22 protein-coding genes are annotated in these 21,766 nt (G+C 53.7%); 11 read left to right on the top strand and 11 right to left on the bottom strand.

From position 1 onward, the window contains the following. Positions 1-26 precede the first annotated feature (26 nt). Together HVE01_RS13050 and ycaC are read right to left on the bottom strand one after the other, a co-directional pair. On the bottom strand, positions 27-608 hold the full coding sequence (locus HVE01_RS13050) for an antibiotic biosynthesis monooxygenase (protein WP_125745933.1): 582 nt from the start codon (positions 606-608) through the stop codon (positions 27-29). A gap of 90 nt (positions 609-698) precedes the next feature. Beyond that, positions 699-1,334 (bottom strand): isochorismate family cysteine hydrolase YcaC, encoded by a 636-nt coding sequence (gene ycaC, locus HVE01_RS13045; RefSeq protein WP_125745931.1) that lies wholly within the window; start codon positions 1,332-1,334, stop codon positions 699-701. Positions 1,335-1,479: 145 nt separating this feature from the next. Here ycaC and HVE01_RS13040 point away from each other — a divergent pair, with 145 nt between their 5' ends. Beyond that, the gene (locus tag HVE01_RS13040; protein WP_146944621.1) at positions 1,480-2,391 is read left to right on the top strand and encodes a LysR family transcriptional regulator; all 912 of its coding nucleotides are present in this window, start codon (positions 1,480-1,482) and stop codon (positions 2,389-2,391) included. A gap of 9 nt (positions 2,392-2,400) precedes the next feature. Here the strand turns inward: HVE01_RS13040 and HVE01_RS13035 are convergent, their stop codons facing one another. Genes HVE01_RS13035 through HVE01_RS13025 form a run of 3 tightly spaced genes read right to left on the bottom strand, consistent with a single transcriptional unit; the run spans position 2,401 to position 5,001 of the window. Beyond that, the gene (locus tag HVE01_RS13035; RefSeq protein ID WP_146944619.1) at positions 2,401-2,946 is read right to left on the bottom strand and encodes a GDYXXLXY domain-containing protein; all 546 of its coding nucleotides are present in this window, start codon (positions 2,944-2,946) and stop codon (positions 2,401-2,403) included. Then, the gene (locus HVE01_RS13030) at positions 2,936-4,030 is read right to left on the bottom strand and encodes a DUF4401 domain-containing protein (protein WP_146944617.1); all 1,095 of its coding nucleotides are present in this window, start codon (positions 4,028-4,030) and stop codon (positions 2,936-2,938) included. Before HVE01_RS13030 ends, HVE01_RS13035 begins: the two co-directional genes overlap by 11 nt. Continuing rightward, complete coding sequence (locus tag HVE01_RS13025) at positions 4,027-5,001, bottom strand: DUF2157 domain-containing protein (RefSeq protein WP_146944615.1); 975 nt, start codon at positions 4,999-5,001, stop codon at positions 4,027-4,029. Before HVE01_RS13025 ends, HVE01_RS13030 begins: the two co-directional genes overlap by 4 nt. A 207-nt stretch (positions 5,002-5,208) precedes the next feature. Here HVE01_RS13025 and HVE01_RS13020 point away from each other — a divergent pair, with 207 nt between their 5' ends. The 5 genes from HVE01_RS13020 (at position 5,209) to msrQ (ending at position 9,454) form a co-directional block, all read left to right on the top strand. After that, on the top strand, positions 5,209-5,466 hold the full coding sequence (locus tag HVE01_RS13020) for a hypothetical protein (RefSeq protein ID WP_146944613.1): 258 nt from the start codon (positions 5,209-5,211) through the stop codon (positions 5,464-5,466). 61 nt (positions 5,467-5,527) lie between these two features. Beyond that, positions 5,528-6,229 (top strand): response regulator transcription factor, encoded by a 702-nt coding sequence (locus HVE01_RS13015; protein ID WP_125745919.1) that lies wholly within the window; start codon positions 5,528-5,530, stop codon positions 6,227-6,229. Positions 6,230-6,232: 3 nt separating this feature from the next. After that, complete coding sequence (locus HVE01_RS13010) at positions 6,233-7,732, top strand: sensor histidine kinase (protein ID WP_146944611.1); 1,500 nt, start codon at positions 6,233-6,235, stop codon at positions 7,730-7,732. An 85-nt stretch (positions 7,733-7,817) separates the two neighbouring features. Then, complete coding sequence (msrP, locus tag HVE01_RS13005) at positions 7,818-8,834, top strand: protein-methionine-sulfoxide reductase catalytic subunit MsrP (RefSeq protein WP_146944609.1); 1,017 nt, start codon at positions 7,818-7,820, stop codon at positions 8,832-8,834. After that, positions 8,834-9,454 carry a protein-methionine-sulfoxide reductase heme-binding subunit MsrQ gene (msrQ, locus tag HVE01_RS13000; protein WP_146944607.1) on the top strand — a complete coding sequence of 207 codons (621 nt, stop codon included), beginning with the start codon at positions 8,834-8,836 and terminating at the stop codon, positions 9,452-9,454. The genes msrP and msrQ overlap by 1 nt, the downstream gene beginning before the upstream one ends. A gap of 13 nt (positions 9,455-9,467) precedes the next feature. On the opposite strand, the gene HVE01_RS12995 is transcribed toward msrQ, so the two are convergent. Continuing rightward, positions 9,468-10,046: an NAD(P)H-dependent oxidoreductase gene (locus HVE01_RS12995; protein ID WP_146944605.1), complete on the bottom strand. Its 579-nt coding sequence runs from the start codon at positions 10,044-10,046 to the stop codon at positions 9,468-9,470. 186 nt (positions 10,047-10,232) lie between these two features. Here HVE01_RS12995 and HVE01_RS12990 point away from each other — a divergent pair, with 186 nt between their 5' ends. Beyond that, positions 10,233-11,135, top strand: a complete 903-nt coding sequence (locus tag HVE01_RS12990) for a LysR family transcriptional regulator (RefSeq protein ID WP_146944603.1) — start codon at positions 10,233-10,235, stop codon at positions 11,133-11,135. Positions 11,136-11,144: 9 nt separating this feature from the next. Here HVE01_RS12990 and HVE01_RS12985 read toward each other — a convergent pair whose 3' ends face one another. From HVE01_RS12985 to HVE01_RS12965, 5 genes are all read right to left on the bottom strand, one after another. Then, positions 11,145-12,017, bottom strand: a complete 873-nt coding sequence (locus tag HVE01_RS12985) for an alpha/beta hydrolase (protein WP_146944601.1) — start codon at positions 12,015-12,017, stop codon at positions 11,145-11,147. Positions 12,018-12,048: 31 nt separating this feature from the next. Continuing rightward, positions 12,049-14,460 carry a TonB-dependent siderophore receptor gene (locus tag HVE01_RS12980; protein WP_244973783.1) on the bottom strand — a complete coding sequence of 804 codons (2,412 nt, stop codon included), beginning with the start codon at positions 14,458-14,460 and terminating at the stop codon, positions 12,049-12,051. Positions 14,461-14,542: 82 nt separating this feature from the next. Continuing rightward, positions 14,543-15,517, bottom strand: coding sequence for a FecR domain-containing protein (locus HVE01_RS12975; RefSeq protein WP_146944599.1), 975 nt, complete (start codon positions 15,515-15,517; stop codon positions 14,543-14,545). Beyond that, positions 15,514-16,038, bottom strand: a complete 525-nt coding sequence (locus HVE01_RS12970; RefSeq protein WP_146944596.1) for a sigma-70 family RNA polymerase sigma factor — start codon at positions 16,036-16,038, stop codon at positions 15,514-15,516. The genes HVE01_RS12975 and HVE01_RS12970 overlap by 4 nt, the downstream gene beginning before the upstream one ends. 55 nt (positions 16,039-16,093) lie before the next feature. Continuing rightward, positions 16,094-16,978, bottom strand: a complete 885-nt coding sequence (locus HVE01_RS12965) for a helix-turn-helix transcriptional regulator (RefSeq protein WP_146944594.1) — start codon at positions 16,976-16,978, stop codon at positions 16,094-16,096. 174 nt (positions 16,979-17,152) lie between these two features. Here HVE01_RS12965 and HVE01_RS12960 point away from each other — a divergent pair, with 174 nt between their 5' ends. The 4 genes from HVE01_RS12960 to HVE01_RS12945 all read left to right on the top strand — a co-directional run bounded on the left by HVE01_RS12960 (position 17,153) and on the right by HVE01_RS12945 (position 21,742). Next, entirely contained in the window at positions 17,153-18,316 is a 1,164-nt protein-coding gene (locus tag HVE01_RS12960; RefSeq protein WP_146944592.1) for an MFS transporter, read from the top strand. Positions 18,317-18,575: 259 nt separating this feature from the next. Further along, positions 18,576-18,794 carry a DUF1656 domain-containing protein gene (locus HVE01_RS12955; RefSeq protein ID WP_125745901.1) on the top strand — a complete coding sequence of 73 codons (219 nt, stop codon included), beginning with the start codon at positions 18,576-18,578 and terminating at the stop codon, positions 18,792-18,794. Further along, positions 18,794-19,666 carry an efflux RND transporter periplasmic adaptor subunit gene (locus HVE01_RS12950; protein ID WP_146944590.1) on the top strand — a complete coding sequence of 291 codons (873 nt, stop codon included), beginning with the start codon at positions 18,794-18,796 and terminating at the stop codon, positions 19,664-19,666. The genes HVE01_RS12955 and HVE01_RS12950 overlap by 1 nt, the downstream gene beginning before the upstream one ends. Positions 19,667-19,669: 3 nt before the next feature. Then, positions 19,670-21,742, top strand: a complete 2,073-nt coding sequence (locus HVE01_RS12945; protein WP_146944588.1) for an FUSC family protein — start codon at positions 19,670-19,672, stop codon at positions 21,740-21,742. Positions 21,743-21,766: the final 24 nt, after the last annotated feature.

Genomic DNA, 21,766 nt, shown 5'->3' with positions numbered 1-21,766 from the left:
GAACTATTTCTATAACTTAATAGATATCAGCGAAACATCCATGACGCGACTAGACGCACTACACGGGGCATCACCACATAGACCACCAGCCCGACCACGCTGGCAGCGACAACACCGTGGCGAATACCCCATGTATTCAACCAGGGAAATAATGCGAAAAGCGGCCCCCAAAGAAATGGAACCAACATGGTGAGAGGCCAGATAACCGAGGTTGTAACAAGCCACTGCTTCCAGCGCACAGGCTGTTTGTTAACAGGTGCATTAGGTGGCGAGAACCAGTAATCGATACCGCTTTGAATCTGGATGACCTCCTCTTCCCGAAAAGCCGGTAACGCATCATTGATCAACGCCTTTCGTTCGGCAGACTCAAGCCATCTTCCGGCTTCAGCATGAGAGGCAAACCTAAGCGCTATTTCATAATCATTGTGCCCCTCCGCAGGACGAAGAATATGCACGCCAAGATGGCCAGGATACTGACCCGCCACATGAATAATTTTTTTTAACCATGCTTCATACTCAGCCCGCGCCTCGGGTTTCACGCGATGACATATCTTCAGTGTTATCGCACCGGACTCTTCGGGTGATGCTGCACTATGTTCAGAGGGCATGGTGGTATTCCATAATTGATGAACAACCGATTAATGCCATCCTTGCAAGTAATGACCAGGGGCTTACCTGCCCCCAGTCATGAGCATGGTTTACTTCTTCTCAGAGGATTGTGTCAAAGTACTGTAGCTATTCATTAAGTTGCGATAGTCGGGGATATGATTAGAGAAGAGCGCCCCTAGGCCTTCAATATCATTTCTCCAATCACGATGAAGTTCGCAGGCAGCACCAAACCAGGTCATTAACTGGGCACCGGCGCTGGACATACGGTCCCAGGCAGCATCACGGGTAAGTTCGTTAAAGGTACCCGATGCATCGGTGATCACGAACACATCAAACTCTTCTTCAAGTGCGGAAAGCGCCGGGAAAGCCACACACACTTCTGTCACCACGCCCGCAATAATCAGCTGTTTCTTACCCGTCGCCTTAACCGCTTTTACAAAATCTTCGTTATCCCAGGCATTAATTTGTCCAGGGCGTGCGATGTAAGGCGCCTCTGGAAACATCTCTTTTAATTCAGGCACCAGCGGCCCATTAGGGCCATCTTCGAAGCTTGTGGTAAGAATCGTTGGCAGACCAAAGTATTTCGCCAAGTCAGCAAGCGCCAGTACATTATTTTTGAACCGATCAGGATCAATATCACGAACTAAGGACAACAGCCCAGTTTGGTGATCTACTAAAAGAACGGCGGCGTTATCTTTATCGAGACGAACATAGGGGTTAGCCATGACATACTCCTTTATCTATTAGCCTGAGTGGGCTTTTGGAAAACACAGATCCAACAGCTCTTGCGCATGCCATACAGAGTTTAGTCGTTCGCTGATTCAATGATTAGATAGGCAATTAAGACACAGCGTTGCACAGGGAGAACACATGACGCCCCCTAATCTGAATGATCTTTATTATTTTGTGAAGGTAGTCGACCATGGAGGTTTTTCTCCAGCAGGCCGCGCGCTGGGCATTGCCAAATCAAAATTAAGCAGACGGGTGGGAGAGCTAGAAAGTCAGCTTAACGTGCGCTTGATGCACCGTTCGACTCGCCATCTAACACTCACGGATATTGGCCAACGCTACTACCAACACTGCAAAGCCATGTTAGTGGAAGCTGAAGCGGCTCAGCAGTTCATCGAAGAAACCCAACAAGTGCCCTGCGGTATCATCCGTATCAGTTGCCCCACGGGGCTATTGAGCTTTCACGTGAGTGCAATCCTGGCGGATTTCATGGTGCTCTACCCAGATGTCCAGATACACCTGGAAGGAACTAACCGCAGTGTTGACCCGTTTATTGAGGGGTTTGATATTTCGATCCGCGCCCGCCCCTTACCTTTAGAAGATAGCGAGCTTGTTCTGAAGGTACTATCAGATCGCGGGCAATGCTTGGTAGCAAGCCCAACACTGATTGAACAGCACGGCATGCCATCAGCGCCCAACGACCTTTGCACATTGCCTAGCCTAAGCAGAGCAAGGCCAGAAGAAGCCCACGCCTGGCACCTTCAACGCGACGGTGAAGAGTGCCGAATTGAACATTCGCCACGGTTTATCACCACGGATATGACCGCTCTTTATAGAGCAGCACTAGCTGGCGTTGGTGTGGTACAACTTCCAAGTTTAATGCTAAGTGATTCGTTGGCCTCAAATAAGCTAGTGCAAGTATTACCTGAGTGGCAACCGCGCAGAGAAGTCATCCACGCGGTTTACCCCTCTCGCCGAGGTTTACTACCCTCAGTAAGGGCGCTGCTTGATTTCTTAGCCAAGCGTTATGCCGCCATAGGTATTGAACACTGATGCAGCACATCACCGTTCCATCTCTCCCAAACGGTTTAGTGATGCATCATATAGCGCCTCTAGCAGCAGCTCGCCGTGCTCATTGGCTCGGAACTGACCGTAGCGGGCGGGCTCAAAACGCTCAGCGTGCCCTTCCTGAAAGAAAAATGCATCCGTAGCAAAGCGCACGTTCCCATGGCGCAGCCGATAACGTAAACGCCTTTCGTCGTCGCCGAGCGGCGTGCCATCATCCAAGCGCTGGAAGTGAGCGATTGATGCCTCATCCAAACGAACTATCACACGACCATTGGCCGCCGTTGGCATGACATTTCCATCCGCCTCTTCGTGGCGATCAATTGCACGCTGCATACGAATACGGTTAGCCAAGGCAAAACTTAGCACCATGTAGTCACCATGCATTAACGAGCGCGGATCAACCGGGGCAAGCTCCAAATAGACAATTTCACCTTCGGCTAAGTGATGCTCTTTCTGCCAAATGGCCCAGTTAACCACCGCTAGCACAACAGCAGTGGTCGCAATGACTATCCAGCGGCTTCGCTTCACGTTACGGCTCATTAGCATCTCCTAGCGGCGCGGGCTTATGCACTGTTAACCACCGGTTTAACCACCAACGCTTCAGTACCCAGCGAATGGATAACAGCAACGCCCCCATTGCCAGCAACATGAGTGATTTCATCAACAGCGTCACCTCCAGCCAGTAGTAATAATTACTAGCCGCCATCAGGAGTAACACAATACCGCTTCCCATCAGCATCCGGTGACTCAGCGTAAATCCGAGCAATAGGACGGTAACTCCAGCGCCAAGCCCCGGCATATACACTGTTACCACCGCCACTAGCGCGACTGCGCCATAAATTACCAAGCGTTGTGCAATAGTAGTCTGAGAGTGCTGACGAAGTGCCTGAAGGATGACGCACACTAAGGCCAGCGCCACCAAAGCAGTGCTCAGCCAACTGGCAAGCCATGGGTCAAACCACTGAGTGTCTGAACCGTAAAGCCAAGCAAGCTGGTTAGAGTACGCCTGCCCTTGAAGCACCAACACTCCCATTAACAGTCCAGCCCCCCATGCCTGAACCGCCCCTATGCGCCCAGGCCAACGACATTCATTCAACCAAAGCAGTGTCAGCACCAGCACCACCATGCCAATCGCCACCGGTGCCAGTCCATTGGCTGCTAGCGCCATCGTTAACGCTAAACTTGCTAAAAACGCCGACATACTGCGGTGAACCTGGCTCGGCATGATCAGCGCCAGCACGCACTGCAGCGCCAGCAAACTCCACCATAGGCTGGCGGAAAAACCCCACCTCTCGACCGCTGGCCAGGCCACTAATAATTGCCCTGCTAAGCTAAACGCCAGCGCCATGTGCTCCAGTACATCGCTTCGCGCGGCGCGTAATAGCGCAAATGCCCCGCCAATCAGCAGGCCGCCTACGACAAGCGAAGCCACTGAGCTTTTCAGTACAAACACAACTGCCGTGGCAATAAACCCCAACAGAAACAGCGCGGCTAACCAACCGAAAAACGCCTGCACAACCCGCACAAACCAGGGTGAGTCTAGCGGCGCTGTAGATGAAGGCTCATTTAGCGAAATACCAGCCTGAGCTAATCGCTGTTTTAACGTACTCATAGACTGGCTCATGACGTCTCCTCGGCATTCAATCGCTTCAGCCACATCACCGCTGCCGCCCCCATGGCAAAGACCGCACCTGCCAGCAACAGTAAGCCGCCTTCGTGCCACTGGCCTTCCCATAGTACGTAGCGTGCGAGCAGTAGTGTGATTACTGTAATCACCGATACGCAGCCCCCTGCCAACATAAATAGCTCAAGCCGCCACTGACGATAAACGCCATACAGCACTGCCAACCATACAGGGTAAACCGCCACAATCGCTGTCAACGCATACGTTTTCCCACTCACCCACGTCATCATCAGTAGCGTCAGCGGTATACCGCTACCCAGTGCCAACAAGCAAATCGCCCAACGCCCCGGCCAGTTGCGGCGCTGCACACCCCATTCCCACACAATTTGAGCCGCTAAGTTGATCAGTACCAGTCCCCATAAAGCGGCATTATCAGCTAAGAACACACTGCCTAAAATGCCGCCCCAGGTGCTGCTATACAGCCACACTGATAGGTTCAAAAGTCCTAGCCATGCCACCCAAAGGGCATCAAAACGAGCGATCCATACCAACGGCAAACTAAGCAGGGACCAAACGAAAAACAACTGCCATGGGTCAGCACCCGTTTGGTAAACCTGACCAACCAGCGCCAGTAGCACTCCTATCAACAGAAACGCCGCAGCTAACGCCACGCGGAACAGCATCGCACTCGCACTACCCCACACCGCTATGCCTGCCGCTAACACCAACGCGGCCTGCACTAACGCAAAGCGTGGCAGGCGACCCATATCGGCCCAATTGAAAGCCACGAAAAACATCACCGCGCAAGCCAATGCTAAGCCACCCAGCCACAGCAGCAGCCGGTCAATCAACAGCGCCCAGGCGTGGGGCGACGGGTGCAGTCCCGCCACCTCAACCGCTAACGGCACTTGTTCAGGAGGTATCACTCCCTGCTCAATTAACGACATGAGTTTACGGCGTGTAGTGGCCATGAGCGCTCTCCTTGCTGAAGCACACTGATTGAAATAAGGGGAAGCGTTATTGCAGACATCGCCCTATCGTTAGCGTCCCCGTGACACATTTGTGAACTTTGCGCGATACACTCTATATCACCCCGTGACCCAGCTGTGATGCAGAGCATCTAGGATAGGATTTGAACCTGCTAGTTCGGCAGGCTTAAATCTTGGGGAGACATCTCTATGAACAAGCTTACTACAGTCACTGCTATCTGCTTATTTAGCCTAATGGCAACGGCTAGCCACGCCGATGACATGATGTCCGAAGAGGGCATGATGGAAAGTGACATGTCGCAGTCTATGGGCAAAAGTGACATGGCGATGGATGATATGTCCGACGCGATGGACGATTCTATGGACGGGGATATGCACGATGACAGCATGTCTGACGATGGCATGGAAATGGAAAAAGACATGGAAATGCAAGACGAGGACATGTAAGACGAGGAAATACGAGCTTCTGCCACACGATTAATCTGAGCACTCCAAAGCTGGGACAGCTATGACACGAAACGTACTGATTATTGAGGACAACCCGGGTATTGGTGAGCTCGTCCGCATGCATGTGGCCGAGCTTGGTATGAACCCCGTTCTTTGTGAACGGGGTGATACCGGGCTTGAACGTTTTCGTGAAGGGGGTATCGATCTAGTAATTCTCGACTTGATGCTGCCCGGTCTGGACGGGCTGTCGATTTGCCGCGAAATTCGCTCCGGCCCAGGTTACGTTCCGGTACTAATGCTAACCGCCAAAAGTACGGAGCTTGATCGCGTGCTAGGTCTGGAAATGGGGGCGGATGATTACCTCACTAAGCCTTTCAGTGTGGCTGAACTATCCGCAAGGGTGAAAGCTTTGTTTCGACGCGTAGATGCTATGGCATCTGCCACCGTCACGGAACCCAGCCAGCAAGTACTAATCACCGACGGACTGCGCATTGATCCGCTGCGTCGGCGGGTGTTTATAAAAGATCAGCCCGTCGAACTCACCGCGCGGGAGTTTGATCTGCTATGGCACTTTGCCAGCCACCCAGGTCAGGTATTCAGTCGTACCCAGCTACTCGACACTGTGTGGGGCTACAGCCACGAAGGTTACGAGCATACCGTCAACACCCATATCAACCGCTTACGGGGCAAGATAGAAGCGGACCCTGCTGACCCGATATTTATCCAAACCGTTTGGGGGGTGGGCTATCGCTTCCGCGAATAAGTTATGCTGAAAACACTCTACACCCGGCTAGCCTTAGGCTTGTTTCTGTTATTGCTCGCCGTCGGCCTGCTATATACCTTCATCAGCCTCTATTCGCTGCGTGAGTACAACGCCTCGGTCAATCAGGCGTTACACCAGAACCTGGCCAAAAACCTAGTATCAGACAGAAATTTAGTCAGCAACGGGCAACTCGATAGTAGCGCCTTAGAAGAACTGTTCGCACTCTACATGGCCATTAATCCCAGCATCGAGATCTACCTGCTAGGGCTAGATGGCACCATTCTGTCTTATTCAGCAGATCCAGCGAAGATTAAACGCAAGCAAGTATCGATGGCCCCTATACACAGGCTGATGGATGACATGAGCCTTTATCCGATACTTGGCGACGACCCCCGCAGCCATGACCGGCAGAAAGTTTTTTCCGTTACTCCAGTGCCAACAGCAGACAACCCCGAAGGATACCTTTATGTCGTACTACGAGGTGAAGAGTACGACGCGGCGGAAACCATGGCCCGTGGCGGCAAACTACTGGAAATGAGCGCCTGGGCGCTGCTGGTCAGTCTGGCAGTGGCGATGCTTGCAGGGCTGACTATTTTCCGCCTGCTGACCCGCCGCTTGAGATCATTAACACGGCGAGTAGAAGCGTTCGAGAACAGCGACATGAGTCAGCTCCAACTTGACAACAAATGGCACGACAAACAGCCCGTGGTGCGTGACGAGATCGACTATCTGGACGTTACCTTCGACGACATGGCCCATCGAATTGCCAGCCAAATCGAACAGCTGACCGAAAAAGATGCTCAGCGCCGTCGTTTGATCGCCCAAGTATCCCACGACCTGCGCACCCCGCTAGCCTCCATGCAAGGCTATATCGAAAGTCTGAAATTAAGGCGTGATCGGCTCAGCCCCCAAGAACAAGATCGCTTTCTCGACATTGCCCTCAAAGAGGGCCGTCGGTTAAGCCGCTTAGTGGATGAGCTCTTCGAGCTTGCTGCACTAGAAGCAAGAGAGAAACAGCCGGTGCCAGAGCCCTTCCCGCTAGCAGAGCTGGTCCATGACGTGGTGCAGAAGCACGGCCAGACTGCGCGCGACAACCACTTGGCGCTAACGTTAAGTGGCAACCCAGCATTGCCAACCGCGTATGCCGACCTAGCGATGACCGAACGTGTGCTGGACAACTTAATCAGCAACGCCATTGCTTACAGCCCCGCTGGCGGCCACATCAACGTTGTGCTCAGTCAAACGAATAGAGAACCACAGGTTTGCATACAAGATAGCGGCCCAGGCATTGCGGAACAGGATCTGCCGCATATCTTTGACCCGTTTTACCGTGGCGAAACCTCTAGTGGCGCTGGCCATGCCGGGCTAGGGCTAGCGATTGCGCGCAGAATCATGACACTTCAGGGCGGTGATATCAGTGTCGAAAACCTAACCAGCGGCGGAGCATCGTTCTGTATACGGTTACCCACCGCCCCCTCGCCCGCCAACGTTATAAATACGTAATAACCTAGAGAGTTGGTTGTGATAACTCTCATGCAAACTGGTCACAGTAGTCACACCCTTTCCCCATAGCGAGTGGAGACACCACATGCTTATAAAGATTGCCAAACCGAGTGATTTACACGAATCCGATGTAACACCGGAATCTATTTACCTCTCCCGGCGACGCTTTATGGGCGGCATGGCGGGTTTAGGCGCGGGGCTTGCCCTCTCCGGCCATGTCCGCGCCAGCGAAGATTATGCTGATGTGCCAGAAGGCGATGCCCCAGCTTGGCTGAGGGAAAAAATCGGCGACACCCAATGGCGAGCTATCACCCCCAGCGACCCTGATAAAGATAAAATCGCCCCTTTTGACGATGCCAGCGGCTACAACAACTTTTTTGAGTTTGGCACCGATAAACGTGATCCCGCCCGTCATGCAGGCAACCTGGAAACCCAACCCTGGAGCGTAGTGGTCGATGGTGAAGTAAATAACGGCGGGCGCTTTGCCCTAGAAGACTTCGCTAAGCCCGCGCAGTTTGAAGAGCGCATTTACCGCCTGCGCTGCGTAGAAGCGTGGTCGATGGTGATACCCTGGCTTGGCATCCCCCTTGCGGAGGTGATTCGACGTGCTGACCCCACTAGCAAAGCCAAGTACGTGCGCTTTGAAACCCTGGTGGACCCAGAGCAAATGCCTGGCCAGCGCTCTTCGTTCTCGATAATCGACTGGCCTTACGTAGAAGGTTTGCGCCTAGACGAAGCCATGAACCCGCTAACACTGCTCGCCATGGGCATGTATGGCCGTGAACTGCCCAACCAGAACGGCGCTCCCTTGCGGCTGGTAGTGCCCTGGAAGTATGGCTTCAAAAGCATTAAATCGATTGTGCGTATCTCACTGGTGGAAGAGCAGCCGGTCAACTCCTGGCAGAAAATCGCCGCTGATGAGTATGGCTTTTACGCCAACGTTAACCCACAAGTTGACCACCCACGCTGGAGCCAAGCCACCGAGCGGCGGCTTCCCAACAGCCTGTTCAACGCTAATACCATTGATACCCAGATGTTCAACGGCTATGCCGACGAGGTCGCCGAGCTATATGCTGGCATGGATTTAAGGAAGCACTACTAATGGCTGCGCCACGGGTATGGTTACTGTGGCGGGTAGGCGTTTTCCTGGCGGCGCTCGCGCCGCTGGTGTTCTGGGGCTGGCAGGTAGCGATTAACGCCGCAGGCCCCGAGCCGGGCAACTACCTACTGCTGAACATCGGCATTGGCGGGCTATGGATGCTGCTGCTCACGCTAAGCCTTACGCCGCTCACCAAGCTCACCCGCTGGAAGGGTTTTGCATTGATCCGCCGTCAGCTTGGTCTGTGGACACTCGCCTACGCTACCCTGCACATGCTCAGCTATGCGCTGTTTATTCTAGGGCTTAACTGGGCACTGTTGGGTAGCGAGCTGGTCAAACGGCCCTACATCATTGTCGGCATGATCGCACTGATCGGCCTTGCCGTATTAGGGGCGACCTCTAACAAATGGTCGATGCGCCGCTTAGGTAAACGCTGGAAGCCGCTACACAAATTTGCCTATGTCATTTTAGGCTTGGTGCTACTGCACTTCTTCTGGGTAGTGCGCGCCGACATGCAAGAGTGGGCCATGTATGCCGCCATTGCTGCACTAGTTATGGCAACCCGCCTACCGCCCGTCGCTCGCACACTGCCCAAGTTGCGCTATCGATTGAGTCGTACTTAGGGTTTGTCGAAACCTAACCAAGTACGCAGCGCAGATGCTTGCGATAGGCAGCTTTGTCGCGTGCTACATCTGGAGCCTTTATTACGTCGTTGGCGATAAAGGTCGGTAGGGCTTCTAAGCCAATAAATTCCTGAGATTTGTGGAACGGGAAGTAGACACCATCCACACCGCGACCTTCAAAGAAGTTATCCGGTTCATCGAACGCTTCCAAAGGCGCGTTCCAGGTTAACGACAACATATAGCGACGCCCCTGTAGCAAGCCACCACTGCCGTACTGTTTGCTCGGGTCTTGGCGGCTACGGCCATCGCTGGCGTAAAGCGAGCCGTGGCCTTCTGTGAATACCTCATCGATGTAGCGCTTCACAATCCAGGGCGCGCCCATCCACCAGCCAGGCATTTGATACACAATCGTGTCCGCCCACAGGTAATTCTGCACCTCGGCCTTCAGGTCATAGCCTTGATCAATCACCGTCTCGCGTATCTGATAGCCCATTTCCTGTAGAGCGCTTACTGCCACGTCGTGCAGCGTATTATTGAGTTCACCGCCAGAGTGTGCAAACGCTTTACCGCCATTAATCAGCAGAATTTTCATTAATAAAACCTCTCATGATAGCCTGACATCCATGCTTATATTCTTTGGCATGGCGTTTAATGAGCGGTATTGTGAGTTCAAAACATGCGAAAAAATAGCGACACTTCAGCAAGACACTTTTGATTTAAAATCAACAAACAAGGTGTTCGCCATTAAGGCAACCGATGACGCTATGAACAGCACTCAATGAAAAGCACCCTTGAAGAACAGCAGACCTTTGTGACAGTCGTCGATAGCGGCTCAATCACCGGTGCCGCCGAACGGCTTGGCCTGACCGTTTCTGGGGTTAGCCGTGCGCTCAACCGCCTGGAGCAAAAACTCGGCGCTACCCTACTTCGTAGAACCACGCGTCGCCTGGAGCTGACCGAAGAGGGAGAAACATTTCTAAACCATTGCCGCCGTATTCTCGCCGCCGTGGAAGAAGCCGAAGAGGCGATGCTGGATCGCCACAATCAGCCTCAAGGCAGGTTACGGATCAACGCCGCTCCCAGCTTTATGCAGTTCATGATTGTGCCGATTATTGGCGAGTTCCGCGCACGCTACCCTGGTATTACCCTGGAACTCGATACCCATGACCGCTTTATAGATTTACTGGAGCAGCGGGTTGATTTGGCCATCCGCATTGGCAAGCTAGAAGACTCGTCGCTACACGCCCGCCTCCTTGGCTACAGCCCGCTGCGCCTTCTGGCCAGCCCCGCCTACATTGAACGTCACGGCGCGCCGCAAAGCATCGACGACCTTCAAGACCACAGCTTGCTAGGCTTCAGCCAGCTCGATCATCTCAACCGCTGGCCTCTGTGCCGCGCCGATGGCCAACCCTTGCATATCACTCCAACGCTGGCGGCCTCCAGCGGAAGTACGCTAATAGAGCTGGCCATTGCAGGAGAAGGTATTGTTTGCCTCGCCGACTTTATGACCATCACTCCCCGTCGCAACGGCACACTGGTGGATGTATTACCCCGCTGCATAGAAATGCAGACCCAAGCGGTCAATGCCGTGTACTACCGCCAAACCACGCTTTCACAGCGCACCCGGCTGTTTATGGAGTTTTTAGCTGAACAGCTGCCAGGGAAGTACTTGATCGCCTAAATCACTCATTCAGCCGCCTCGGGTGCCCACAAGCTGTTTGAGAACACGCGATTCCAGCACAAAGGGAACGGACATATGATCTTCGCCCTCCACGGTGTGAAAACTGCTACGCAAACCGTATGCTGACAATGCTTCAATACGCTGGTATAGCTGGCTAGCATCCTGCTGGTTCTGCAGTGAGTCGTTATCAGCGACGACCAATGACAGGCTGTGATGGATAGCATTTACTTCTCCGGCTTCTACCTGCTGCCTAAAATCACGTTCATGTTTTAATAGGTAGCTATTGTTCCACCAGAGACTAGGGCTGGCCGCGACAATGTGGTTAAACAGATCCGGCCGAGTAAATAAGGCATAAATCGCAAACATGCCGCCGAACGAGTGCCCATAAAGGCTCTGGTGATTAGCATCCACAGGGAAGCGCTCGGCGACCGCCGGCATTAAGCTATGCTCGATAAAATCGAGCAGTTCATCCTGCCCTCCTTGAGGTGGTTCGTTGTGTTCCTCTGCCACCGGCGGAGATAAGTCGTAGGAGCGCCGCAGAAAGTTATGCGGCGTTTCTCCTGGATAACCAATACCCACAATGATGGCTTGGCGAAACTGCTCTTGCGCCCGCTTAGCCTCATGTAAAGAGGCGAAATAGGCGTTGCCATCCAGCACATAAATCACTGGGTAGCCACCACTGTAGGGCACTTCGCCTTCCGGTTTACTGATCAGGATACGATAGGTGGCGCCCTGATCGTTTTGCATCGTCCATTCCAGCGTCTGATCGAGGGTTACCTGACGCTCAACCGTTGCGGCTGACTCATCGACTTGCGCTGCCTGCCCCGCTGTAGCGACTAACGCCAACCAGAAAAATACAACGCTACTCACGAACTGCTTCATGACTACTTGCCCTCGCGACACTGTCATTTCATCACCACCGGTAAGCAACGCTACCAATCAGACTGCGCCCAGCACCACGATAGCAATAGATGCCCTCGCAGGAGATATGCTCTTCGTCCGTGACGTTAGTGGCGTTGAGGCTGGCACGAACTCCCTGTAAAGAACCCGCGAAATCATAGTGAGCCGCCATATCAATCAGGCTGTATCCAGCGTTTTTATTGCTGTTGGCGTTATCAATATACTCACTCCCGGTGTAGCGCACGCCACCGGAAAGATGCAGTCGTTCCAACGCAGGAACGCGATAGTCCACCCAAAGGGACGCTAGATGGCGTGGAGTATTCGCCAAGTCGCTCCCCTCGTTGCCATCGTTATCTACAGTGATTTCGCTACGGTTATAGTTGTAACTTGCCGTCATACGCAGGTTATCGGTGACATTCCCAACAGCCTCAAGCTCCACCCCACGGGTGCGCACCTCTCCGGTTTGGATTTGAAACAGCGGATTGTCGAGATCGGTGGTTTTACGGTTGGTTTCATCAATCTGGTAGATCGCCGCAGTCAACATCGCTTCGCTGCCCACTGGCTGGTATTTCACCCCCAACTCAAACTGCTCACCCTCGGTAGGGTCAAAGTCATTGCCGCTTGCATCGGTGCCGCTCTCCGGCAAAAACGACTGTGCATAGCTAAAGTACGGAGATAACCCTGAATTGAACGCATAAAGTGCGCCAAACCGCCACGTGTTCTGTTCATCTTGGCTTTCGCTAGTAGTACCAGTGAGGTTGTTGCGAGTCTCGTCCCGCACCCAATCGCGACGCAGACCGGCGGTCAAACGCCAGTTATCGAGTTTAATCTGATCCTGTAAATAAAGGCCTCTACGATGGTTTTTACCACTGTCGTTGGTCCAAACGTTACTCGGCTGAGCGACAGGCTGACTATAATCCGGGTTGTCGATATCGATCGACGGCGCGCTGCCACCCGCATAAATAACATCGTTCTCAAGATAGGCGTAATCGACGCCTAACATCACCTGGTGCTCCACCGCGCCCTGATCAAAGGTCGCCATCAGCCGGGTGTCGGTGCTAAGCGACTCCATCTCTTCGTAAAGGCCGACACTGCTGCGGTTTAGCGTTGTACCGGCTAAGGTACCTGCTGAAAGGTACTGGTTAGTGGCATCCACCTGACCGTAGCGTACATTTTGCTGCAGTTGCAGTTGGTCACTCCAACGGTGGTTAAATTCATAGCCCAGTGCCCACTGCTGTTGATCCAGCTTGTCGTAATCTTCATCGCCAGCCCAAAAATGGGTCAAGTTATCACCATCCTGATAAGGGCGCGGTGAGGCGGAGGTCTGGCGCTCCTGATACTGCGTAATAAAGGTAATGTCGGTACGTTCGCTCATCTGCCAATGGAGAGTAGGCGCCAGCAAGGTGACGTCATTATCCACCTGTTCGATATCTGTTTGTGCATCGCGCATAACACCCACCAAGCGGTACTGCACATCGCTGCCTATATCTCCCCCCACATCGAACTGGCCTTGCAGGTGGTCATGACTGCCGACCTGCAGCTGCACTTCCTTCGTCGCATCTACCTGCGGACGCTTGCTGACCCGGTTCACCAGCCCACCGGGTGAAAGCTGACCATAGCGCATCGAATCGGGGCCTTTAACCACCTCAATGCGTTCCAGGTTATAGGGCACGGTGGAATAGTAAGAGAGCCAGCCACTATTGGGTTGGCGCAAGCCATCAAGAAAATCGCCATGATATACCGTCGGAAACCCCCTCACCGAGATCAAGTCAAAGCGCGGGTCCATCCCCGACGCTTCCACTCGAACCCCTGCCGTGTAGGCCACCGCCTGCTCTACGGACGACGGCTGGCGGTCACGAAGCTGCTCTGCGGTGACCACACTGATGCTTTGCGCAAGCTCTATCAGCGGTGTATCGGTTTTGCTACCTGCCGAGGTGCTAAAGGCCAAATAACCATCACTAGCGATTCGGCTGCCCACCACTTCCACGGTATCTAACACCATGTTTTCTGAGCTACCCGTTTTCTCCATGACATAGTCCGCAGGCCCTCGCTTGAACACTTTCAAACCACTGCCCTGAAGCAACTGGGCAAATCCCTCGTCCACGCTATAACGACCATTCAATCCAGCACTGTGCAGCTCATCAGTGAGATAAGCGGAAAAAGACAACACAACGCCGGCATGGCTGGCGAACTGACTCAATACACTGCCCAGTGGTCCCGGTTCAATGTTATATGTCTGTTGGCTAGTAGCCTGCTGCGACTGACCGCCCGCTGTTTGCGCCTGTGCTGCCTGAATAGGCAACAACACCATCGAACTCATCAAGGCACAACCCAGGGCGATGCCGCCAAGCGCACGCGAGGGTTGACCGCCATGGTGGTATCGAAGTGATATAAGTGTCTGCTTGGGCTTAAAGGGTGTGGTCATCGTAATCTCGTCAAGTCCAGAGTCGGTAGATTTATCTCTAGGTCGAACGAGATCGAAAAAGGGACAATAAATAATTCTTTTTTTATCCGATCGCTTTTATCGTTACCCAATAATGGGTCAGGCGGACGATGCTAACCGGCAGTGCATTAGCAATGGCTTGCAGTGCCCGATCGGTGTCATCAATAGGAAAAGCGCCTGATACCCTCAGCCCGGCAATAGCGGGATCACAACGCAGCATGCCTGTACGGTAACGACCCAACTCCGCCACCAAACGGCTCAGTGGCCAGTCTACCGCCACCAGTAGACCGCGCGTCCAGCTATCCGCCTGAGCGTTGGCGGTGGCAACGTCCACATTAACCGAGCTCATCTGCGCCTGCTCTCCGGCAACAAGGCGTTGCGTCTTGCCACCCGCCGACTGCGGAATCAACTCGACCTCCTCTTCCAACACGGTAACCTGGGTCGACGTATCCAGCTTGCGCACGGTAAACACGGTGCCCAACGGCACCACAGTGCCCTGCTCGGTATGCACTTGAAGCGTTTTAGCAGCGCTGGCGTTTTCAGCGCCATCCTGCGTGCGAATAAAGATTTCACCAGCATAGAGACGAATCAATCGTGAGGTCGAGGTTTCCACTACATCCAGTGCGGTGGCGGTATTGAGCACCAGTTGCGTACCGTCCGCCAGCGTATATTGGCGACGCTCGCCCCGCGCGGTACGGTGGCTGGCCATCCAGCTTTCCACTGGAGTCTGCTGCCAAGCCAACGAGCCTAGGGCGCTTCCCACTGCCAACAAGGCAAAACCGCGCAGCACGGCTCGCCGGCTATGACTCTGGCGTTGTTTGATCTGCAACGCATTGAGCGAAAGAGTGCCAGGAATCACCTGCAATTGCTGACGCAGTTTTTCCACCTGCTGCCAAGCCTGAACATGATTCGGATCCGCTTCCAACCAAGCATTATGTGCCTGTTTTTGCTGTTCAGTAACATCCTCCGAGCACAGCAACGCGTACCAGCGGGCAGCCGCTCTGAGGGTATCTTTACGGGCTGCCTGGGTATCGCTCATAGCGATTCTTCGCACATCAACAGCAAACAGTGTTCAGTCGCCTTGGCCATGTACTTTTTCACCGAGCTGACGGACACTCCCAAGCGTTTGGCGATCTCGGCATAACGTAGCCCCTCTAAATGACAGAGCAAGAATGCTTGGCTTACCTTATGGCCTAACCCTTCCAACATTTCATCAATCTGCAGCAGGGTTTCCAGAATCAAGGCCTGCTCTTCTGGTGAGACGACCACTGGCTCAGGTTGCTGCTTCAAAGCTTCTAACCAGGCTTTTTCCAACGCATCCCGACGCACGAAGTCCACCCATACCCGGCGGGCGATGGCGGTCAGAAAGCTACGTGGCTCATGAAGTTTGCTAATTTGGGAGGAATGATTGGGAGAAGAGAGAATGCGCAGGAAGGTATCCTGAGCCAGATCAGCCGCCTGCCAGCTACAGCCTGTTTTGCGCTGCAGCCAACACTGCAACCAGCCATGATGTGCATTATACATCTCGGCCAATGGCGTCTTCTCAGCTGAAACAGGCATTCCCCCTCCGATAAACGATCAGCAAACGGAGGGATATTCTAATAACAGCCAACAGTTAATACAAATCATTATTATTTTCTTTACGATAACTATTAATCTTACTAGCGACTATCCAGCCATTAAAGGCTTGTTCCTCTGCGCAGTTACCTTGGTGAGCATAATAAACCAATCGTAGATGGCGCTCTTCATCAACAGTGAGCGTCGTGTGCTCGAACGCCACCTCGCCCAGCTCTTCAAGGTAAAGATGACGCACTCCCTGACAAGGGGCGTTGACCTCCTGGTTTTTCCACATCAACTTAAATTCGGGCGAGACCTTGGTTAATTCTTCAATAAGCTCATCAATGGTGGGATCTTGAGCCGCACGGGCAAAGTCGCGCCGAAAGCTGGATAGCATTTGGCTGACCTGCGCTTTCCAAGGTGATAAACGCTGACGCATACCAGGGTCGGTAAATAACAGCCACAGCAGATTGCGGCGCTCAGGCACATGGGATGAGAAGCTGAAGAGCTTATCGGCGGCATCATTCCACGCCAGCACATCCCAGCGTAAGTTAAGAATATACGCAGGCCGTGTCGGCAAATCGTCCATCAACGTTTGGATCAGCGGTGGCACGCTGCACCAGGTTTTGCCTAGCTCAGAGGGTAACCGCTGATGAACCAGCAAGAACAAATGGCGTCGCTCAGTCGCATCCAACTTAAGCGCTTTGGCTAGATTGTCCAGAAAGGTCGCCGATACGCTAATATCGCGCCCCTGCTCTAACCAGGTATACCAAGTCAGTCCCACGCCCGCTAACGCAGCGACTTCTTCGCGCCTTAACCCTGGCGTACGCCTTCGGCGGCCACGAGGCAGACCTACCTCTTCCGGTGCGATTTTCTCTCGATGTTTACGGAGAAACTCAGCCAAATCTTGCCGCGCTCGAGTCAGCGTCCGGGGTGCAGTCATTTTGTTACCTTTGAGAACTCATCATTTCTAATAAGCTAGCACTTTTAATAACCTAGCACTTTTAGTAATAGCATAAATGGTTAAATTGTACCCCTCTTAAAGCCTCTCCAGAATAGCCCTTCGCTGGCAGAACGCCCGGTGATTTTTCGATCCTTAATTAACATGGAGAGCGTGATGGCTGACCAATCTCGTCTATCGGTATATCTAGTGGCACTGGGTGCTTTTGCGCTTGGGATGGCCTCTTATGTAACGGCAGGGCTCATTCCACTCATTGAAGATGCCTTTAGTGTCTCTGCTGCCACGGCTGCTCAGCTAGTCACGGCATTTACCTTAGCCTATGGCTTAGGCTCGCCTGTCGTTGTTGCACTTCTGCCCGGTCATTATCAACGCGTAGGCTTACTACTGGCGCTAGCCGTGTTTATTGTGGCCAATATCGCCAGCGCCTTGGCCAGCAGCTTCATATCCCTTGCCATATGGCGGGCAGTCGCTGGCGTTGGCGCAGGGGTTTATCTTGCCATGGGTATTGCCGCCTCAGCGGCCATCGCGACTGAAGCCCACCGTGGTAAAGCGATTGCTATCATTATGGGCGGTATGGCGAGTGGCACGGTATTAGGGGTGCCTTTCAGCCTGCTGCTGGCGGAACGTTTTGGCTGGGAATCAGCGATGTGGCTTATTTCAGTACTCGGCATCGTCGCCTATGCCGGGCTTCACGCCAAACTGCCTACCCTACCCTCCTTACCGTCACTGCCGCTTGCCCGCAAGCTGGCCATTTTGAAAGCCCCTCATGCCATGGCCATTCTGGCGGTTTCCTTATTCGGCGCCGTTGCCAGCTTAGGCATGTATACCTTTATCGCCCCTTTTATGACGGCTACCGAGTCAGGCGCTGTTCGGTCGATTACCGGTTATTTATGGGTATGGGGGATTGGCGGCGTCGTGGGCAGTTTTCTAATTGGGCCTCTGGTGGACAGATTTATCGGCCCTGTGATTACCCTGGCGATTATGTTGCTACTCTCTCTAGCGCTCATTGCTCTGCCTATCACGGCGTCGGTTCACCCACTGCTGACGTTACTGCCTATTGCCATTTGGGGAGCTGTAGGCTGGGCACTGCAAGTGCCACAAAACAACGAGCTGATTCGTACGCGCCAACCCCACGGCGACGATAATCTGGCGGTTGCACTTAATGAATCAGCGCTCTATTTAGGCAGTGCCATTGGTGCGGCGAGCGGAGGCATTATATTGGCCCTCCAATTTCCCGTTTCGACACTTGCGATTGGCGCGGGGGTTGTCGCCGCGGTAGGTGCGGCAATCCAGCTAGTCATCATACTCACCAAGCGCTAGCTCAGTTCGTATACGCCAAGTGGCATGACGAGAGTGGTATGAAGAGAGTGGCATGACGAGTGCCGCTTGGCGGTTGCGCATAGATCGGCCTAATGCTTAACACCTAAACAGCGCGTATTGCGATAAAGCAAGATTAGCTTACGCTTTCTATACTGCTGGTTATTGGCAGCGTCAGCAGTGGTCGCAAAACTGCTGGCCCTCCGCGAGTCAACTTAGTCATATTGTTTCTATTATTTTTCTCCAGTTATTCAAGGATATTATGGGTCTTCAGGAAATCGCTTTCGGTGGCATCCTTCTTAGCCCACTGCTGATCTATGCCCTCTTAGGCTTCATTGTCACGTTGGTGACCCGCACGCTGCTTCACTGGGTGTTGGGGCAGCATACGTTGTGGTACGCAGCGTGGTTCGACCTGTCGCTCTTCGTCATCCTTACGGCTGGCATTACCTTTGTATTTACTATCCTGCTCGGGGGTTCTTGATGCGCCATTCGCTCCGACTGCTACTCACTCTGGTTATTGTCGTACTTGCGATTGCCGCCGGTACCTGGCTATGGCGTTACTATCTTTATACTCCCTGGACCCGCGACGCTCGCATTCATGCAGAGGTCGTCACGATTGCGCCTGATGTATCGGGTTGGGTGGATACGCTCAATGTCACCGATACCGATTACGTTAACCAGGGCGACGTACTATTTGAGATTGATGACACACGCTATCAAACGGCAGTCGACAGAGCTCAGGCCACGGTTGAACACCGTCAAGCAACGCTCGAACTCAGCCGCGCAGAAGAGAGCCGGCGTAACCAACTGCGTAGCAGTCGTGCGATTAGTGCAGAAGACCAGCAGGTTGCCCAAATCAACTCACGTATTGCTGCCGCCGATCTCAATCAATCCCAGGCCGATCTCATCAGTGCCCAGCTTGATTTAGAACGAACACAAGTAACGGCGCCGGTCAGCGGCCATGTACTTAACGTGCAATTTGTCGCGGGTAACTACGTAAATCGCGGCACCTCGGTAATGGCACTGATCGCCGCAAACTCTTATTTCGTGGTGGGCTATTTCGAAGAGACCAAAATGGCGTCGATCAACGTAGGCGATCCGGTCGAGATCATTCTAATGAACGGCGCTCCCCATCTGGACGGCCGGGTGGCGGGTATTGGCCGAGGTATTGCCGATAGCAACACGACCCTTAACCAGCAACTGCTACCGCAGGTGGCGCCAACGTTTAACTGGGTGCGCTTGGCACAGCGTATCCCAGTACGCATTTCGTTAGACAACGTCCCTGACGACACGCTGCTTAGCGTCGGTATGACAGCAACGGTACGCGTCCACGCTGCCGAACAGCCTGAGTGATCCATGTCGCCGTTTGTTAATACCTACCTGACGCCCAATGCCACGGCGGTCAAGTTCGCCATCAAAACCACCTTGGCAATGATGCTGGCACTCTATGTGGCTCTCTGGTTCGACCTGGAAAGGCCTTACTGGGCGCTAATGTCGGCTGCTTTTCTCCAGGTTCGACCGATGAGCGGCATGGTGATCGAAAAAGGCATTTGCCAGCTTACCGGCACTGTTATCGGTGCCGTTGCAGGTATCGTGATAATGGCGCTGTTCGTCCAAGCGCGCATACCCGCACTGATCGTATTGACGGCCTGGATTATGCTGTGCACATATGTCGGTTCACTGTGGCGTAACAACTACACTTACGGCTGCCTGATGGCCGCCGTCACTGCGATGCTGATCGTGGTGATTTCCAGTGGCAGCACACCAGCGGGTATTTTCGATATCGCCGTGGCCCGACTTTCCGAATTGGGGCTAGGCGCAGTCTGCGCGATGCTGGCCAGCTCACTACTCTGGCCATCTCATGTAGGTGCACACCTTGCCACCCAGGCCGATAGCGTCATCAACGAAGCCTTCGAGCATGCCGCCCTGCGCTTGGAAGCCAGCAACGATATTCCAGCAATGCAGAAAGCCCTGCGGAGTAGCCTAGAACCATTAACACTACTGGAAACCGATAGCCAAGCGGCCCGTTTTGAGGGCCCTGTCGGCCCCGGCCGAGTGCGTGCCACCCATGTGCTAACGCGGCGTACGCTACGCTTTTTCGCCAACCTCCAAGCACTTCATCAACTGATGCACGACCACGCCGATCGGCTCGACCCACAAAGTATCGAGCTTGCATGCCAGGTCGCTCAGGGCTTTCGTGAGGCAGAACACGTTAAGGGGGTCGCTAAAGCAAGAAAAGCACTCCAGGTGCTACGCCATCAGGTTCATGAAAGTGACCAGAGCAGCATCGCCCCACTCGACCAGCGCCTTCGCTTGGGGCTTCGCGAGTCGATTGGCCATGCGCTGGTGATGCTCGACGCCCGCGAGGCCATTGCTGCACCGGGGCGCCATAAACTACGCTCAACGCCGCTAGCTTGGCACCGTGACCACCTAGCCGCCAGTATTAACGCCATACGCTCGGGATTGCTGTTTGCGCTGCTGGCAACCTTCTGGATTGTTACCGCTTGGAATAGCGCCATGATTGCTATGATGCTGGGCACGTTGTTCTCAGCCTTCTTCGCTAGCCGCGAAAACCCCGTAGCTATCACGATGATGTTTTACAAAGGCATGTTGGCGGCGATTCCCAGCGCCTTTCTGTTCGGCCATGTACTGCTCTCCCAAGCCAATGGTTTCCCGATGCTAGCAATGCTGTTTGGCACGCCACTATTTTTAGGCTTACTGGGAGCGACTAACCCGGCCACCATGGGGTACTGTTTAGCCTTCGCTATTTTCAACATTCTGCTGACCATGCCTGGCAACGGCATGGATTTCTCTTTCGACAGCTTCGCCAACCGGGTGGTGGCCGTGGTGATTGGGCTAACCTGCGTCGTTATGGCTTTTCGCCTACTGCCAGGGCCAGGTGCACGACTTAGGCGGCGGCGTCTGATTAAGGTAATTTCCCAGGATATCGATGGACTACGCCGACGTTCGATTCGAAATGCTGAAACCCGCTTCAGCGGCCATATGGCCGACCGACTACTGCAGCTCGCTCAACACGACGATATGCTCCCCGAGGACCAACGCCATCTGTTTATTTTAGGCCTGACAGGGCTCGACTTAGGCACTGCGATGTTGCGCCTGCGTGACCGTTTTGACGATGCGCCGCACCCGTTAATCCGCCGAACGCACCAAGACCTACTGCAGACGCTGGCCAACGGTTTTGCAGAGAGCGCCAACGGACGGCCGCCCCAAGGTATTCGCGAAGCCGGTCAGCAGTTGGAAGCGGCGATTGAGACCTACGGCGACATTCCCGCCGACCATCTCGTGCTCATGAAAGGCTTGGTTGAACGACTCGAACTGGCCTTAGAGCGTCTTGCGCGCATTATGGCGGAGCGGCCACATAGTAAGCCTTCAGCTAAGCAGCGCTTGTCGACATCCGCATCACAGTGAGCGAATAAATCAATGTTATAGGGC

This window comes from Vreelandella venusta (assembly GCF_007989605.1).
Classification (GTDB): domain Bacteria; phylum Pseudomonadota; class Gammaproteobacteria; order Pseudomonadales; family Halomonadaceae; genus Vreelandella; species Vreelandella venusta.
The sequence above is the reverse complement of the archived record's forward strand: the minus strand, read 5'-3'. Positions and strand labels throughout refer to the sequence as shown.